The organism is Labrys sp. LIt4 (assembly GCF_017813775.1).
GTDB lineage: Bacteria > Pseudomonadota > Alphaproteobacteria > Rhizobiales > Labraceae > Labrys > Labrys okinawensis_A.
On sequence record NZ_JAGIPY010000016.1, the window covers coordinates 65,760 to 80,868 of the forward strand.

The following is a 15,109-nucleotide window of genomic DNA, read 5'->3' on the forward strand; positions in this document are numbered from 1 at the left end:
CATGGCCAAAACGCCCTATCAGCCACCCGAGCAATCGGCGCTCGGTCAGATCGTCGATTCCATCGTCCTGTTAGCCCTGGTGGTCGCCAGCCTGTTCGCCCCGATCGCCTTGGGTCTCGCCGGCGGCGGCAAGACCGATATCGACTTTGCCGACAAGAGCTGGACCGGCATGGGACAGTCGTCGCTTGCCCAGGCGCTGTGGGAAAAGCTCGGCTACACCGCTGAAACGGCGGCGCCGATCATCGCCTCGCGTTTCGACTATTCCTTCTCGCTGCCGGCCTTCCTGCTCACCGCGGCGATCATCGTGATCTATTTCGGCTTCCTGATCTATTATTCGGACAAGGAATACCGGGACGTGATCGCCGAACGCTTCGACGACAAGTGAGGGCGGCGCCATGAATGCATTCCATTTTCTCGAATATGCCGCCTGGGCGATCTCGATCCTGATCGGTGCCTGGATGCTCTACGACCTGATCAAGACCAATGCCGCCTATTCGGAGGACATGCTGATGTCCTCCCGCGAAGGCGAAATCGAAGACGAACTGGTCATCGACCCGACGCATAGGGGGGCGAAATGAGCGAGATCACCTCCAATGCTGCCGATGGCGCAACGCATGTCCAGCAGACGGTCATCCATGGCGAGAAGATCTCGCTTCTGCGCGTGCTCGGCCCCGCCCATGTCTGGGCGCTCGGGGTCGGCATCGTGCTGGTCGGCGAGTTCATGGGCTGGAACTTCGCCGTCGGCAAGGGCGGTGCGCTGGCCGCACTGATCGCCTGTTGGGCGGCGGGATTGCTCTATACCTGCGTCGCCATGATCGATTCCGAGGTGACCTCGACGGTTGCCGCGGCCGGCGGCCAATATGCACAGGCCAAGCACATCGTCGGGCCGCTGATGGCCTTCAATGTCGGCCTCTTCCTGGTGATGGCCTACACCATGCTGGAGGCGGCCAATGCGATCACCGCAGGCTATCTGATCCAGACGGTCGGCGGCATGGCGGGCTTCGAGGCGGTGCACGACAAGCCCTTCATCGTGCTCACCATCATGGGCCTCGCCTTGCTGAACTATCGCGGCGTCTATGCCACGCTCACCTTCAACCTGGTGATCACGGCCATCGCCTTCCTTGCCATCGTCTTCCTGTTCATTGGCGCCAAGCCCTGGTCGGAGGACCTGCTCAAGCCCGGCGAATTGCTGACGGGCCTGCCCTATGGCTGGCTCGGCGTGGTCGCGTCGCTGCATTTCGGCCTATGGTTCTATCTGGGCATCGAGGGCACCTGCCAGGCGGCCGAAGAGGTGCGCTCGCCCGCGCGTTCGCTGCCGCTCGGCACCATGCTCGGCATGATCACCCTTCTGATCGCCGCTGCCATGACCTGGTATGTCTGCGTCAGCCTGATGCCCTGGGAATATCTCGGCCAGGCCACCACGCCCCTGTTCGACGCCGCGCGCCTGACCGGTTCGACCGGGCTGATGGTGCTCTTGTTCGTCGGCACCATCTTCGCCACGCTGGCTTCGGCCAATGGCTGCATCAACGACGCCTCGCGCGCCTGGTTCTCCATGGGGCGCGACCGCTACATGCCGGCCTGGTTCGGCGCCGTGCATCCGAAATACCGCACGCCCTTCCGCTCGATCTTCTTCCTGGTGCCGATCGCCCTGATCTTCGCGCTGGGAGCGCCGCTCGACCAGGTGGTGACCTTCTCGATCCTGTCGGGCCTGCTCGGCTACTCCTACATGACCTTCAACGTGATGATGTTCCGCTGGAAATGGCCGGTGGGCAGCATCAAGCGCGGCTATGTGCATCCCCTGCATCCGCTGCCGGCGATCGTGCTGTTCCTGCTGTGCTTGACCGCCTATTTCGCGGTGTTCCTGGGCTATGGCACCCAGCTCATCGCCATGATGGTGTTCTATATCGTGGTCTCGCTGTGGTTCGCCTTTCACCGCTACAAATATGTGCGGCGCGGCGACCAGTTCACCATGCCCTGGCCTCGGCCCAAGGGCTACTGAGGGGATGAGGAGGCGGCCAGCATGACCTTGTTCGCATTTCTCGCCGTCCTCGTGGCGGGCTTTGCCGGCCTCGGCTGGCTTTTGAATCGCGAGAGGTCGGCGCTTTGGCGCCGGCGGAGGGCCTTGCTGGCCGATTGCCGCCCGTTGTTCGAACGGGCGGAGCAGGCGGACGGTGTCGGGGGATTTCCCCGGCTCGCCGGTGAGATCGCCGGCCGCCGTGTCGTTGTGGAGATGGTGCCCGATACCATGACGTTGCGGCGCTTGCCGCAGCTCTGGCTTTCGCTGACGGTGATGACGCCGCTGCCGGGAGGGGCCGCCTTCGGCGTGCTGGCGCGACCTTCGGGAAGCGAGTTCTACGCCCGCACGCCCGACCTGCCGGCGCGTCTCGAGCCGCCCGCCGGCCTGCCCGAGGACGTGATGGTGAGAGGCCGGCGGCGCGGTGCAGCCTTCCTGGCCCAGGCGGAGCGGGCGGTCGCTGACCTCATGGCCGATCCCAGGGTCAAGGAGGTGCTGGTGATGCCGGCCGGCCTGAGGGTGATCTTTCAGGCCGCCGAAGGGCAGCGGGGCCAGCATCTGCTGCTGCGCCAATGCGATTTCGGCGATGCGCGCTTCGAACCGGCCCTGTTCATGCGGCTCTATGATGGCCTGGAGGAGATCGTCCGGCGGCTGTCGCCCGTGGCAGCGCCGGCGCATCTGCCGGAAACACGGGGGCAGCGGGCGTAAGGCTTGCCGGCCCTGATTTGGCGGGTTGAGCGAGATGGCGGCCGGCGTCGCACCTGTTGGTCCAAGGCGCGCCTACAGAACGGAGTGCCCGCTTCGAAAAGTCGTGAGCCTAAAGATCTTACCAGGAGGCACCATGGCCGCAGCCATGCTCGCGAAACCCTTTCATCCCTATCTCATCCTCGCCCTCGCCATTGCGCTTCCAGGGGTGGGGCATGTCGCTCTCGGCCGCCAGATGCGGGGGCTGGGATTTGCTTTCTTCACGCTCCTGTTCGCTTTCCTGAGCTGGCACCTGTCGACGCCGGCGACCTCCCCGATCGGCCGCATGGCGGGAGGATTGTTCGTCTGGGCGCTTTCGATTCCGGATGCCTATCGGGTTGCGCGCCTGCGCTGGGAACGCTGGCGCCGCCAGCTCTGAGGGCTTCATTTCCCACCTGTTTCCTGTCAGGAAAATCCATTTCCTAAAAAATATTCCTCACAGGAAAAAAATGTTCAGGTGGATGTTGCTGGCCTCGCAAGAAATTGCTAGCCTCCCTGAAATCAATCGCATGAGGGACCCGTGCTATGTGTGGCATTGTCGGCCTGTTTCTGAAGGATAAGAGCCTGGAGCCCCAATTGGGTACGCTCCTGTCGGGTATGCTCGCCACCATGTGCGACCGTGGCCCGGATTCGGCCGGGTTCGCGATCTATGGCGCGCCCCAGGCCGGCAAGGCCAAGGTCACCGTGCAGTCGGCCGATCCGGCCCAGGATTTCGATGGTCTCGCAGCCCTGGTGGAGAAGGCCGTCGGCGCGAAGGTTTCCATCACGCCGAAGGACACCCACGCCGTTCTCGTCCTCGATGCCGACAAGGCCGAGGCGGCGCGCCAGGCCATCAAGGCGGAGCGCCCTTCGATCCGCATCATGGGCGCGGGCGAGGCGATCGAGATCTACAAGGAGGTGGGCTATCCCACCGACGTCGCCAAGCGCTTCGGTCTCGCCCAGATGACGGGCAGCCACGGCATCGGCCATACCCGCATGGCGACCGAATCGGCGGTGACCACCCTCGGTGCCCACCCCTTCTCGACCGGTGCCGACGAGTGTCTCGTGCATAATGGCTCGCTGTCCAACCACAACAATCTGCGCCGCGAACTCAGGCATGACGGCATGAGCTTCGAGACCGAGAACGACTCCGAAGTCGCGGCGGCCTATCTGACCTGGCGCATGAACCAGGGCCTCAATCTCGGCGAGGCCATGGAGAAGGGGCTCGACGATCTCGACGGCTTCTTCACCTTCGTCGTCGGCACCAAGGATGGCTTTGGGGTCGTGCGCGATCCTGTCGCGTGCAAGCCCGCCGTGCTCGCCGAGACCGATCAATATGTCGCCTTCGGTTCCGAATATCGCGCTCTGGTGAACCTGCCCGGCATCGAGGATGCCAAGGTGTGGGAGCCCGAGCCCGCCACCGTTTACTTCTGGGAGCGCTGAGGCATGGATCAACTTGCGAAGAAGATCGCGAGCGTGGGTGTGGACGTTGAGACGGCCGATTTGACCAGGATCGATCTCGCCAAGACGCCCTTGCGTGAGCTCAACCAGGCGCTGCACGCCCTCAAGGCCGGCACCAACGCCACCTCCTGGGAGGTGAGCAATCCCAAGGGCTCGCACGCTTTGGCCGTCGGTGTCGACGCGCCCGTGCGCATCGATGTCAGGGGCAGCGTCGGTTATTACTGCGCCGGCATGAACAAGGAAGCGACCGTCGTCGTGCATGGCTCGGCCGGTCCCGGCGTGGCCGAGAACATGATGTCGGGCGAGGTGCGTATCAAGGGCGATGCCAGCCAATATGCCGGCGCCACCGGCAAGGGCGGCCTGCTGGTGATCGAGGGCAACGCGTCCTCGCGCTGCGGCATCTCGATGAAGGGCATCGACATCGTGGTGAAGGGCAATATCGGCCACATGTCCGCCTTCATGGCCCAGTCCGGCAATCTCGTGGTCTGCGGCGATGCCGGCGACGCCCTGGGCGACTCCATCTACGAGGCCCGGCTGTTCGTCCGCGGCAAGGTCAAGAGCCTGGGGGCCGATTGCATCGAGAAGGAGATGCGCCCCGAACATCTGGAAATCCTCGGCGGGCTGCTCGCCAAGGCCGGCTTCACCGACGTCAAGCCCGAGGAGTTCAAGCGCTACGGCTCGGCCCGCACGCTCTACAACTTCAACATCGACAATGCGGATGCGTACTGACCTGGGATCGCAGGCGTCTCAGCAACACCGAGTCCTGCTCGATGTTGCGAAACCTGCTCTTCCCGCCGCATCGACCGTTTCAAGAGCAGGCCGGAAGCCTGCGATCCCAGGATTGACCTCATGAGCTATCACAATCCGCCGACCGTTCCGCGCAAGTCCGCGACCTTCGACGATTACACCCTGTCCGAGATCCGCCGCGCCGCCACCACCGGCATCTACGACATCCGCGGCGGCGGCGCCAAGCGCAAGGTGCCGCATTTCGACGACCTGCTCTTTCTCGGCGCCTCGATCTCGCGCTATCCGCTGGAAGGCTATCGCGAGCGTTGCGCCACCAATGTCGTGCTCGGTTCGCGCTTCGCCAAGAAGCCGATCGAGCTGAAGATCCCGATCACCGTCGCGGGCATGAGCTTCGGCTCCCTGTCGGGCCGCGCCAAGGAGGCGCTCGGGCGCGGCGCCTCGCTGGCGGGCACCTCGACCACCACGGGCGACGGCGGCATGACGCCGGAGGAGCGTGGCCAGTCCAAGACCCTGGTCTATCAATATCTGCCTTCGCGCTACGGCATGAATCCGGACGATCTGCGCAAGGCCGACGCCATCGAGGTGGTGGTCGGCCAGGGCGCCAAACCTGGCGGCGGCGGCATGCTGCTCGGCCAGAAGATCTCCGACCGCGTCGCCCAGATGCGCACGCTGCCCAAGGGCATCGACCAGCGCTCCGCCTGCCGCCATCCCGACTGGACGGGGCCGGACGATCTCGAGATCAAGATCCTCGAACTGCGCGAGATCACCGATTGGGAGAAGCCGATCTATGTGAAGGTCGGCGGCGCCCGTCCCTATTACGACGTGGCCCTGGCAGTGAAGGCCGGTGCCGATGTGGTGGTGCTCGACGGCATGCAGGGCGGCACCGCGGCGACGCAGGAAGTCTTCATCGAGCATGTCGGCCAGCCGACGCTCGCCTGCATCCGTCCGGCCGTGCAGGCGCTGCAGGACCTCGGCATGCACCGCAAGGTGCAGCTGATCGTCTCCGGCGGCATCCGCAACGGAGCCGATGTCGCCAAGGCCCTGGCACTCGGCGCGGATGCGGTCTCCGTCGGTACGGCGGCCCTGATCGCGCTCGGCGACAACGATCCCGTGCATGAGGACGAATATCGCAAGCTCGGCACCACCGCCGGCGCCTATGACGACTGGCATGAGGGCAAGGATCCGGCCGGCATCACCACCCAGGATCCCGAGCTGATGGAAAGGCTCGATCCGGTCAAGGCCGGCCGCCGCCTCGCCAACTATCTCAAGGTGATGACGCTGGAGGCCCAGACCATCGCCCGTGCCTGCGGCAAGAACCACGTGCACAATCTGGAGCCGGAAGATCTGTGCGCCCTCACCATCGAGGCTGCCGCCATGGCACGCGTGCCGCTGGCCGGCACGAATTGGATCCCCGGACAGGGCTTTTAAAAGTGTGCCGGTCTTCTCAGCTCCATCGGCGTGCCAATGGAGCGATTCCGGCATATCTTCGTCCAACACCATCAAAGATGCCGGTCTGAAGGCCGGCACACCCCACCATCCATTATCGGGATTCCGCACATGACCCAGGATTTGGCGACGCTCGCCAGGGAAAAAGGCATTCGCTATTTCATGATTTCCTACACGGACCTGTTCGGCGCCCAGCGCGCCAAGCTGGTTCCGGCCGCAGCGATCGCCGACATGCAGAAGGACGGTGCCGGTTTCGCCGGCTTCGCCACCTTCCTGGACCTGACGCCCGCCCACCCCGATCTCTTCGGCGTGCCCGATCCCAGCGCCGTCATCCAGCTGCCCTGGAAGAAGGAAGTCGCCTGGGTCCCCGCCGATTGCGTCATGGAAGACAAGCATGTCGGCCAGGCTCCGCGCGTGGTGCTCAAGAACGTCATGGCCAACGCGGCCAAGGAAGGGCTCTATGTGAAGACCGGCGTCGAGGCCGAGTTCTTCCTGATCGATGCCGACGGCACGGCCATCTCCGATGCCAAGGATTGCGCCGCCAAGCCCTGCTACGACCAGCAGGCCCTGATGCGCCGCTACGACGTCATCGCCGAGATCTGCGACTATATGCTGGAGCTGGGCTGGGGCCCCTACCAGAACGACCATGAGGACGCCAACGGCCAGTTCGAAATGAACTGGAACTTCGACGACTGCCTGGTTACGGCCGACCGGCACTCCTTCTTCAAGTTCATGGTGCGCTCGGTCGCCGAGAAACACGGCCTGCGTGCCACCTTCATGCCCAAGCCCTTCATGGGGCTGACCGGTTCGGGCTGCCATGCCCATATCTCGGTGTGGGACGAGACCGGCAAGGTCAACATGTTCTATGACAGCAAGGACGAGATGGGCCTGTCGCGGCAGGGCTATCACTTCCTGGGCGGCATCATGAAGCATGCCGAAAGCCTGTCGGCGATCACCAATCCGACGGTGAATTCCTACAAGCGCATCAATGCGCCCCGCACCATCTCGGGCGCGACCTGGGCGCCTAATTCGGTGACCTGGACCGGCAACAACCGCACCCATATGGTGCGCGTGCCGGGCAAGGGGCGCTTCGAGCTGCGCCTGCCGGACGGTGCCGCCAATCCCTATCTGATGCAGGCCGTGATCGTCGCGGCCGGCCTCGACGGTATCCATTCCAAGGCCGATCCCGGCAAGCGCTACGACATCGACATGTATCAGCACGGCCATACCGTGACGGACGCGCCCAAGCTGCCGCTGAATCTGCTCGATGCCCTGCGCAATTTCGACAGGGACGAGTCGCTGAAAGCCGCCCTGGGAGAGGACTTCTCCGCCGCCTATCTCAAGCTCAAGCACCAGGAGTGGAACAGCTACGCCAGCCACTTCACCCAGTGGGAGCGCGACCACACGCTCGACATCTGAGCAGTCGGCACTACAGCGTTTTCCAGCTCTGCGAAGGGCGCCGGAGCGATCCGGCGCCCTTCGTCCTTGGGAAAGATGACAGTCGATAGGGCCTTGATGCCGGTCCGGGAGATGGGGTGGCTACCTCGCGCGACGCGCGGCTTCAGCCCAGCAATGCGGTGGCGACCTCGAGCCAGAAGGCGGTCGTCACCACGGAAAAAGCCGTGGCGATGGTGATCTGGTTGGAAGCCAGGGATTGTTCCGTCTTGAGCTGGATGGCGATCAGGTAGGAGTTCACGCCCGATGGCAGGCTCGCCGCGGCCACGGCCACCTTGGCCGGGAAGGGCGGCAGACCGAACAGCCAGGCGGCGGCGAGGGCAACGGCCGGCATCAGCAGCAGTTTCAGACCCGACAGGACCAGCGCGGGCTTGAGGTTGCCGGACAGGCCGAATTTCTTCAGGCCGAGGCCCATGGCGAACAAGGCGATGGGCCCGGCCACGTCGGCGAGGGCATCGACGAAGCGATTGGCGATAGTCGGCAGCGGAATGCCGCTCGCCCGCCAGGCAAGGCCGGCGAAGATGCCGATGATCAGGGGATTGGTGAGCAGCCTGCCCAGGAAGTCGCGAATGATCGCCAGGGGATGCAGCGGCTCCCGGCGCCGCGGCCCGAACCAGTGGAACAGCAGGATCGAGGCCATCAGCATGGTGGGCAGATGCACCGAGATGATCAGCGAGAGGATCTCGAAGCCTTCATTGCCGAAGACACCGAGCATGAAGGGAATGCCGAGCAGCACCAGGTTGGAGAAGGCGGCGGAGACGCCGCCGATCACGCCGGCCTGGCCGTCGCGCCGGAACAGGCGGGTGGTCGCCAGGTGGCCGGCGATCCAGGCCATGGTGACGGCGGTGAAATAGGTGGCCCATAATTGCCAGGGGGCCGAGCCATGGAAGCTCGACGTGACCATGGTGCGGAACAGCAGCAGCGGCAATGCCACCCGGACGGCGAAATCGGAAAGGGCATCCCCCGCCTCGGCTTTGAGATAGCCGCTCGCCCCCGCGCCATAGCCGAGCGCGACCAGGCCGAAGACGAACAGCGCGGTTTCAACCAGGGGCGACATCGGTTCCTTGGGGCATGTGAGCGGCGGCGCCATGCCGCCTTTCCTGCCCCAAGGTCTCGCAACGACCGCTGATTCCGTCAAATGGCGAGGAAAATCCCCTGGGAGCACGAACGTCCTCGTCCATAGGCGCTAACGCAACCAAATGAGCCGCGACAATACCCTCCCCTCGATGGGGAGGGTCGACGCGTAGCGTCGGGGTGGGGTGGCTGTTCTGCAAGCCTATCTCGCTTCGTTATCAAGACCTGCGTAGCTCCACCCCACCCCGGCCTTTCAGGCCGACCCTCCCCATCGAGGGGAGGGTAAAGAGGCTATGCTTTCCGCCTTAAGGTTACGCCTGTGGACGTTCGCGTCCTCTGGGACTGCCCTTCCTTACGTCTCACACCTGCCCGATGCGCCATTGGTAGGGCGGCGGCGTGCCGTTGACGGCAAAGTCTCCGATGATCCGGTCCTTGTAGATGCGCGGATTGTGGGAGGAGAGGGTGCGCGCATTGCGCCAGTGACGGTCGAGGGCGGCGGAGCGCTGCGTGGCGGAGGCGCCGAGCGCGTCGAACACGATGGTGGAGGCATCGAGGATCAGGGTGGTGACCACGGTCTGGGCCTGCGCCACTTCGAGTTCGGCGATGGCATTGGCCTGCTCCTCCGCGGCGGCGTCACCGGCAAAGCGGGTGTCGAAGGCGCGCTGCAGGGCGTCGGCGGCCTTGAGCACGATGGCCCCGGCCGAATAGGCCGCGCCGCGGATACGCCCGACCACCTGCAGGACTTGGGCATCCTCGCTCGGGCGCGGGGAGGGGGCGTTGGAATAGCTGCGGCGCCGCGCCTTCACCGCCTTGGCGACGTCGTCGCTGGCGGCGCGGCCGATGCCGGCGAGCGTCGCCAGATGCACCAGCTGGTAGAAGGCAGCCGAATATTTGAAGCGGTCGTCATCGATGACGACGTCGGCGGGATCGACCGGGGCATCGGTGAAGGTGGTGGTGCCGCTGGCGGTGAGGATCTGGCCGAAGCCGTCCCAATCGTCGATCACGTCGACGCCCGGTGCGTGACGGGCGACCACCGCCGAGAGCGACTGGCCCCCTTCGCCGCTCGCGCCGATATCGATCCAGTCTGCGAAGAGGGAGCCGGTGGTGTAATATTTGGCGCCGGTGACCGAGGCGGCCTTGCCGGCCTGGAGCTTGACGATGGTGGAGAAGGCGGCCTGCTTGGCTTCGCCGATTTCGGTCCAGGCGCTGCCGGCGATCTCCCCGCGCGAGAGGCGCGGCAGCCAGCGGTCGCGACGATCCTGCGAGCGGGCATTGACGATGTCCTCGGCGAAGCCGAAATGGGCGCGCAGGGCCTGCGTGACATTGGAATCGGCGTGGGAAAGCTCGATCAGCAGGGCGAAGAGCTGCGGCAGGCTGGCGCCGAAGCCACCTTCCTTTTCCGGCACGCGCAGGGCGCCGAAGCGGGCATCTTTGAGCCAGCCGATCGGTTCATGCGGCAAAGTGCGACTGAGCTCCCGCTCGACGGCGCCCGCGCGAATGCGTTCGAAAACCGGGCGGAAGGTGGCGGCGAGTTCGTCGTAATTATCTCCCGGCCCGCTGCCCCAGCCTGCCGTCACTATCGATGCCTTCTGTGTCATCTATCTGATTCTCTTGTGTTTTATCAGGTGCTCCCACGCCGATTCCGGTTTCCTGTCCAATGGGGTTCGGCGCCGGCTCATCATTTTGTATATATTCTCTATAAAAATACTAGACATTTAGGTCGGAGGGCGTTTTCATAATCAACGACCGATGCGGTAGCCGGGTGCGGCATCGCCGCTGTTTCAGATGTGGAGATTGGGAATGGCCCGCCAGATACGCTTCAACGCCTTCGACATGAATTGCGTGGGCCACCAATCACCAGGCCTGTGGGCGCATCCGCGCGACCGATCGTGGAAATACAAGGATCTCGACTACTGGCAGGACCTGGCGCGGACATTGGAGAAGGGGATCTTCGACGGCATCTTCATTGCCGACGTGATCGGCTATTACGACGTCTACAAGGGCTCGAACTACCACGCCATCCAGCAGGCGGCGCAGATCCCGGTCAATGATCCGCTGCAACTGGCGGCGCCGATCGCGCTCGCCACCGAGCATCTGGGCATCGGCATCACCGCCTCGACCTCCTTTGAGCATCCCTATACCTTCGCCCGGCGTCTCGCCACGGCGGATCATCACAGCAAGGGACGCGTGGGCTGGAACATCGTCACCTCCTATCTTGAGAGCGGCGCCAAGAACATCAGCCAGGGCGGCCTGCGCCAGCACAATAATCGCTACGAAGTCGCCAGCGAATATGTCGAGGTGCTCTACAAGCTCCTGGAAGGCTCCTGGGAGGAAGGGGCGGTGCGGCGCGATCGCGAGAACCGCATCTTCACCGATCCCGACAAGGTCCACGAGATCGGCCATAAGGGCAAATATTTCGAGGTGCCGGGCTACCATCTCACCGAGCCATCGCCGCAGCGTACGCCCGTGCTCTACCAGGCCGGCGCCTCCGGGCCGGGCAAGGCCTTTGCCGCCGGACATGCCGAGTGCGTCTTCGTGGCGGCGCCGACCAAGTCGCTGCTGAAGGCCTATGTCGCCGATATCCGGCGCCAGGCCGCAGCCGCCGGCCGCGATCCGCGCAAGATCCTGATCTACAACCTCACCACGGTGATCGTCGACGAGACCGAGGCCAAGGCGCAGGCCAAGTTCAAGGATTACGAATCCTATACGTCCTATGACGGCTCGCTGGTCTTCCTCTCCGGCTGGAGCGGCATCGATTTCGGCCAATATGCGCCCAGCGATCCGATCAAGAAGGTGGAGACCAACGCCATCATCTCGGTGGTCGAGCATTTCGCCGGCGAAGACAAGACCTGGACCATGGAGGAACTGGCGCGCTGGGGCGGCATTGGCGGCCTCGGGCCGGTTTTCGTCGGTTCGGCCTCCCAGGTCGCCGATACGCTGCAGGAATGGGTCGAGGAGACCGATGTCGACGGCTTCAACCTCGCTTATGCGGTGACGCCGGAGAGCTTCGAGGACGCTGTCTTCTATCTCGTGCCGGAACTGCAGAAACGCGGGGCCTATCCCACCGCCTACAAGCCAGGCACGCTGCGCGAGAAGCTGTTCGGCGAGGGCCCCTATCTGCCGGCCAGCCATCCGGCCCACGCCTATCGCGACATCGAGGCGGTGAAGCGCCGCGAGGCGGCCGAACGCGAAGCCGGCGTCTCCCGTCTCGCGACCGGGCGGTGATGCCGATGCCGGCGCCCCTCCTGCAGCTTCACGACGTCTCCCTGTCCTTCAAAGGCGTCAACGCCCTCAGCCGGCTGAGCTTCTCGGTCGGGCAAGGGGAGATCTGCGCGCTGATCGGGCCCAACGGCGCCGGCAAGAGCTCCCTCCTCAACGTGATCAACGGCGTCTATCGCGCCGACGAGGGCGACGTCGTCTTCGACGGCGCCAGGTTCGAGGCGATCCACCCCTACAAGGCGGCTCATCTCGGCATCGGCAGGACCTTCCAGCACAACGCCCTGTTCGGCCGGCTGAGCGTCGTCGAGAACGTGCTTGCAGGGCTCGCGCGCTGGGGCCGCGCCACCTTCGTGGAAAACATCTTCCGGGTGGGACGGGATGGGGCGGAACGCTGGCGCTTCCAGGCGCGTGCGCATGAGATCCTCGGCTTTCTCGGCCTGGAGCGCCACGCCCACACGGTCGTCTCCACGCTGCCCTATGGCCTGCAGAAGCGCGTCGACCTCGCCCGGGCCCTGGCCGCCTGGCCGAAACTCCTGCTGCTCGATGAGCCGATGGCCGGCATGAACCAGGAGGAAAAACAGGCGATGAGCCGGCTCATCGCCGATGTGAACGGCAAGCTCGGCACCACCATCGTGTTGATCGAGCACGATATCGGCATCGTCATGGGCTTGGCCCACCATGTCGTCGTGCTCGATTACGGCCGCAAGGTCGGCGATGGCACGCCCGACGCGGTGCGCGAAAATCCCGATGTCATCGCCGCCTATCTCGGCACGGTTCACTGAGGGGGGAGGATGATCGGGCGTATCAATCTCAACTATCGAGAAACAGGCGCGACTCCCTTCTCCCCTTGTGGGAGAAGGTGGCGCGCAGCGCCGGATGAGGGGTGTTGGTGCTCCCCTTGCGAAAGCTGTGTTTCTCCCCTCATCAGCCCCTTCGGGGCACCTTCTCCCGCAGGGGGAGAAGGCTGGTCGTGCCTCACCAAGCCAGGGCCCACGCTGTTCCCATGACATTCTTTCTCGAAACCCTGATCGGCGGCCTCCTCGCCGGCGTGATGTACGGCCTGGTCGCGATCGGCTTCGTGCTGATCTACAAGGCCTCGGGCGTCTTCAATTTCGCTCAAGGCGCCATGCTGCTGTTCGCCACGCTCACCTTCGTGACGCTGGTGGAGCGCGAGGTACCGTTCTGGGCCGCGATCCTGCTGACCGTCGCGGTGATGGTCATCGGCGCGGTGCTGATCGAGCGCCTGGTGCTGCGTCCCCTGGTCAATCGCGACGCGCTGACCCTGTTCATGGCGACCCTCGGCCTCACCTTCGTGATCGAGGGGCTGGCGCAATTGCTGATGGGCTCTGATGTGCACATGCTCGACCTCGGCATCGACGACGTGCCGATCTCCCTCGCCGGCCTCTCGATCAGCCAGTTCGATCTCTTCGTATCTGGCGGGGCCCTCGTCCTGGTCGTCGCGCTTTCCATCCTGTTCGACCGCACCCGCATGGGCATTTCGCTGAGGGCCGTCGCCGACGACACGCTTGCCGCCCAGTCGATCGGCATCCGCCTGCCGGCAATCTGGCGCATCGTCTGGAGCGTGGCCGGCATCGTCGCCTTGGTCGCCGGGCTGGTCTGGGGCGCCCGCCAGGGCGTGCAATATTCGCTGTCGCTGGTGACGCTGAAGGCCCTGCCGGTGCTGATCATCGGCGGCTTCTCCTCCGTGCCGGGCGCCATCGTCGGGGGGCTGCTGGTCGGCGCCGCCGAGGCCCTGGCCGACATCTATCTCGGGCCGCTGCTGCAGGGCAGCGTGTCGACCTGGTTCGCCTATATCCTCGCCGTGGCCTTCCTGCTGGTGCGTCCGGCAGGCCTGTTCGGCGACCGCGCCATCGAAAGGGTCTAGCGATGTCCTTCCTTTCACAATCGAGCGAAGGTCTCGTCCTGGCACAGGGCCGCAGCCTCAATCCCCGTCTCTTCGCCGTCGCCGGCGTGCTGGCGGCCGCCTTCGTGGTCGTGCCACTCGTCGCCAGCGACTACTGGTTGTCCTCGATCATCATCCCCACCATCGTGATGGGGGTGGCCGGCCTCGGCCTCAATCTCCTGATGGGCTATACCGGCCTGGTGTCACTGGGATCGGCCGCCTTCATGTCGATCGGCGCCTTCGCGAGCTACAATCTCCTGCTGCGCGCGCCGTTCCTGCCGCTGCCCGTGGTGCTGGTGCTGGCAGGCCTGATCGCGGCGCTGGCCGGCATCGTCTTCGGCCTGCCGAGCCTGCGCATCAAGGGTTTCTATCTCGGCGCCTCGACGCTGGGGGCGCAGTTCTTCTTCGAATGGCTGTTCACCAACTACAACTGGTTCTCGAACGGCAGCCAGTCGCTCACCATCTCGGCGCCGCGGCTGCAGGTCCTCGGCCATGATCTCACCTCGGCCACCGGGCGCTATCTCTTCGTGGCGGTGACGGCGGCGGCCCTGGTCGCTTTCGCCCATGCGGTCGTCAAGAGCCGGGTCGGGCGCGAGTGGATGGCGATCCGCGACATGGACACGGCCGCATCGGTGATCGGCATTCATGTCGCCAGCCGCAAGCTCCTGTCCTTTGCCATCAGCTCCTTCGTCTGCGGCATTGCCGGGGCGCTCTGGGCCTTCGGCTATCTCGGCACCGCTGATGCCCATGCCTTCAACCTCGACAAGTCCTTCCAGGTGCTGTTCATCGTGCTGATCGGCGGCACCGCCACCCTGGCCGGCAATTTCCTCGGCGCGGCCTTCATCGTGCTGATGCCGATCCTGCTCGACCGCCTCGCCCCTCTCACCGGTCTGCAGTTCCTGGCCGACCAGGGGGCGCTCGCCAATATCCAGCACATCATCTTCGGCGTGATCATCATCGCGCTGCTGATCAAGGAGCCTGATGGTCTCGCCCGCCTGGCGAGGCGGATCCGCCTGCCGCGACGGCGGTCGGCAGCCGCCGCAACGGGCGACTGAAAAACCCTTCCC

Annotated in this window: 15 protein-coding genes; 13 read left to right on the forward strand and 2 right to left on the reverse strand. The window is 64.8% G+C overall.

All coding sequences use genetic code 11. The features are described from left to right. The first annotated feature begins 1 nt into the window (after position 1). The 9 genes from J8I29_RS23915 (at position 2) to glnT (ending at position 7,810) form a co-directional block, all read left to right on the forward strand. Positions 2–385 carry a hypothetical protein gene (locus tag J8I29_RS23915; RefSeq protein ID WP_105863480.1) on the forward strand — a complete coding sequence of 128 codons (384 nt, stop codon included), beginning with the start codon at positions 2–4 and terminating at the stop codon, positions 383–385. A gap of 10 nt (positions 386–395) precedes the next feature. Beyond that, positions 396–578 carry a hypothetical protein gene (locus J8I29_RS23920; protein ID WP_105863479.1) on the forward strand — a complete coding sequence of 61 codons (183 nt, stop codon included), beginning with the start codon at positions 396–398 and terminating at the stop codon, positions 576–578. Further along, positions 575–1,999, forward strand: coding sequence for an APC family permease (locus J8I29_RS23925; RefSeq protein ID WP_105863478.1), 1,425 nt, complete (start codon positions 575–577; stop codon positions 1,997–1,999). Before J8I29_RS23920 ends, J8I29_RS23925 begins: the two co-directional genes overlap by 4 nt. Positions 2,000–2,020: 21 nt before the next feature. Continuing rightward, the gene (locus tag J8I29_RS23930; protein ID WP_209433559.1) at positions 2,021–2,722 is read left to right on the forward strand and encodes a hypothetical protein; all 702 of its coding nucleotides are present in this window, start codon (positions 2,021–2,023) and stop codon (positions 2,720–2,722) included. 133 nt (positions 2,723–2,855) lie between these two features. After that, positions 2,856–3,137, forward strand: coding sequence for a hypothetical protein (locus J8I29_RS23935; RefSeq protein WP_209433560.1), 282 nt, complete (start codon positions 2,856–2,858; stop codon positions 3,135–3,137). Positions 3,138–3,283: 146 nt separating this feature from the next. Beyond that, the gene (locus tag J8I29_RS23940; RefSeq protein ID WP_105863475.1) at positions 3,284–4,180 is read left to right on the forward strand and encodes a glutamine amidotransferase family protein; all 897 of its coding nucleotides are present in this window, start codon (positions 3,284–3,286) and stop codon (positions 4,178–4,180) included. 60 nt (positions 4,181–4,240) lie between these two features. Further along, positions 4,241–4,927 carry a GXGXG domain-containing protein gene (locus tag J8I29_RS23945; protein ID WP_245197315.1) on the forward strand — a complete coding sequence of 229 codons (687 nt, stop codon included), beginning with the start codon at positions 4,241–4,243 and terminating at the stop codon, positions 4,925–4,927. A gap of 120 nt (positions 4,928–5,047) precedes the next feature. Then, a complete protein-coding gene (locus J8I29_RS23950) occupies positions 5,048–6,373 on the forward strand; it encodes an FMN-binding glutamate synthase family protein (RefSeq protein WP_105863473.1) in 1,326 nt (441 codons plus the stop codon). A 129-nt stretch (positions 6,374–6,502) separates the two neighbouring features. After that, complete coding sequence (gene glnT, locus J8I29_RS23955) at positions 6,503–7,810, forward strand: type III glutamate--ammonia ligase (RefSeq protein WP_105863472.1); 1,308 nt, start codon at positions 6,503–6,505, stop codon at positions 7,808–7,810. A 142-nt stretch (positions 7,811–7,952) separates the two neighbouring features. Here the strand turns inward: glnT and J8I29_RS23960 are convergent, their stop codons facing one another. Both J8I29_RS23960 and J8I29_RS23965 read right to left on the reverse strand, forming a co-directional pair. Continuing rightward, on the reverse strand, positions 7,953–8,903 hold the full coding sequence (locus J8I29_RS23960; RefSeq protein WP_209433595.1) for an AEC family transporter: 951 nt from the start codon (positions 8,901–8,903) through the stop codon (positions 7,953–7,955). Positions 8,904–9,279: 376 nt separating this feature from the next. Beyond that, positions 9,280–10,518 (reverse strand): acyl-CoA dehydrogenase family protein, encoded by a 1,239-nt coding sequence (locus J8I29_RS23965; protein ID WP_209433562.1) that lies wholly within the window; start codon positions 10,516–10,518, stop codon positions 9,280–9,282. Positions 10,519–10,720: 202 nt separating this feature from the next. On the opposite strand from J8I29_RS23965, the gene J8I29_RS23970 reads away from it, so the two are divergent. From J8I29_RS23970 to J8I29_RS23985, 4 genes are all read left to right on the forward strand, one after another. After that, complete coding sequence (locus J8I29_RS23970; protein ID WP_209433563.1) at positions 10,721–12,145, forward strand: LLM class flavin-dependent oxidoreductase; 1,425 nt, start codon at positions 10,721–10,723, stop codon at positions 12,143–12,145. A 5-nt stretch (positions 12,146–12,150) separates the two neighbouring features. Then, complete coding sequence (locus tag J8I29_RS23975) at positions 12,151–12,921, forward strand: ABC transporter ATP-binding protein (RefSeq protein ID WP_209433564.1); 771 nt, start codon at positions 12,151–12,153, stop codon at positions 12,919–12,921. A gap of 221 nt (positions 12,922–13,142) precedes the next feature. Next, a complete protein-coding gene (locus tag J8I29_RS23980) occupies positions 13,143–14,024 on the forward strand; it encodes a branched-chain amino acid ABC transporter permease (RefSeq protein WP_209433565.1) in 882 nt (293 codons plus the stop codon). A 2-nt stretch (positions 14,025–14,026) separates the two neighbouring features. Next, positions 14,027–15,097 (forward strand): branched-chain amino acid ABC transporter permease, encoded by a 1,071-nt coding sequence (locus tag J8I29_RS23985; RefSeq protein ID WP_209433566.1) that lies wholly within the window; start codon positions 14,027–14,029, stop codon positions 15,095–15,097. Positions 15,098–15,109: the final 12 nt, after the last annotated feature.

What these genes read in the sequence shown, in the direction of transcription:
- J8I29_RS23925 (WP_105863478.1), top strand. Translation starts at nt 575, where the DNA reads ATGAGCGAGATCACCTCCAATGCTGCCGATGGCGCAACGCATGTCCAG.
- glnT (WP_105863472.1), top strand. Translation starts at nt 6,503, where the DNA reads ATGACCCAGGATTTGGCGACGCTCGCCAGGGAAAAAGGCATTCGCTAT.
- J8I29_RS23930 (WP_209433559.1), top strand. Translation starts at nt 2,021, where the DNA reads ATGACCTTGTTCGCATTTCTCGCCGTCCTCGTGGCGGGCTTTGCCGGC.
- J8I29_RS23950 (WP_105863473.1), top strand. Translation starts at nt 5,048, where the DNA reads ATGAGCTATCACAATCCGCCGACCGTTCCGCGCAAGTCCGCGACCTTC.
- J8I29_RS23970 (WP_209433563.1), top strand. Translation starts at nt 10,721, where the DNA reads ATGGCCCGCCAGATACGCTTCAACGCCTTCGACATGAATTGCGTGGGC.
- J8I29_RS23975 (WP_209433564.1), top strand. Translation starts at nt 12,151, where the DNA reads ATGCCGGCGCCCCTCCTGCAGCTTCACGACGTCTCCCTGTCCTTCAAA.
- J8I29_RS23935 (WP_209433560.1), top strand. Translation starts at nt 2,856, where the DNA reads ATGGCCGCAGCCATGCTCGCGAAACCCTTTCATCCCTATCTCATCCTC.
- J8I29_RS23940 (WP_105863475.1), top strand. Translation starts at nt 3,284, where the DNA reads ATGTGTGGCATTGTCGGCCTGTTTCTGAAGGATAAGAGCCTGGAGCCC.
- J8I29_RS23965 (WP_209433562.1), bottom strand. Translation starts at nt 10,518, where the DNA reads ATGACACAGAAGGCATCGATAGTGACGGCAGGCTGGGGCAGCGGGCCG.
- J8I29_RS23980 (WP_209433565.1), top strand. Translation starts at nt 13,143, where the DNA reads ATGACATTCTTTCTCGAAACCCTGATCGGCGGCCTCCTCGCCGGCGTG.
- J8I29_RS23985 (WP_209433566.1), top strand. Translation starts at nt 14,027, where the DNA reads ATGTCCTTCCTTTCACAATCGAGCGAAGGTCTCGTCCTGGCACAGGGC.
- J8I29_RS23915 (WP_105863480.1), top strand. Translation starts at nt 2, where the DNA reads ATGGCCAAAACGCCCTATCAGCCACCCGAGCAATCGGCGCTCGGTCAG.
- J8I29_RS23920 (WP_105863479.1), top strand. Translation starts at nt 396, where the DNA reads ATGAATGCATTCCATTTTCTCGAATATGCCGCCTGGGCGATCTCGATC.
- J8I29_RS23960 (WP_209433595.1), bottom strand. Translation starts at nt 8,903, where the DNA reads ATGTCGCCCCTGGTTGAAACCGCGCTGTTCGTCTTCGGCCTGGTCGCG.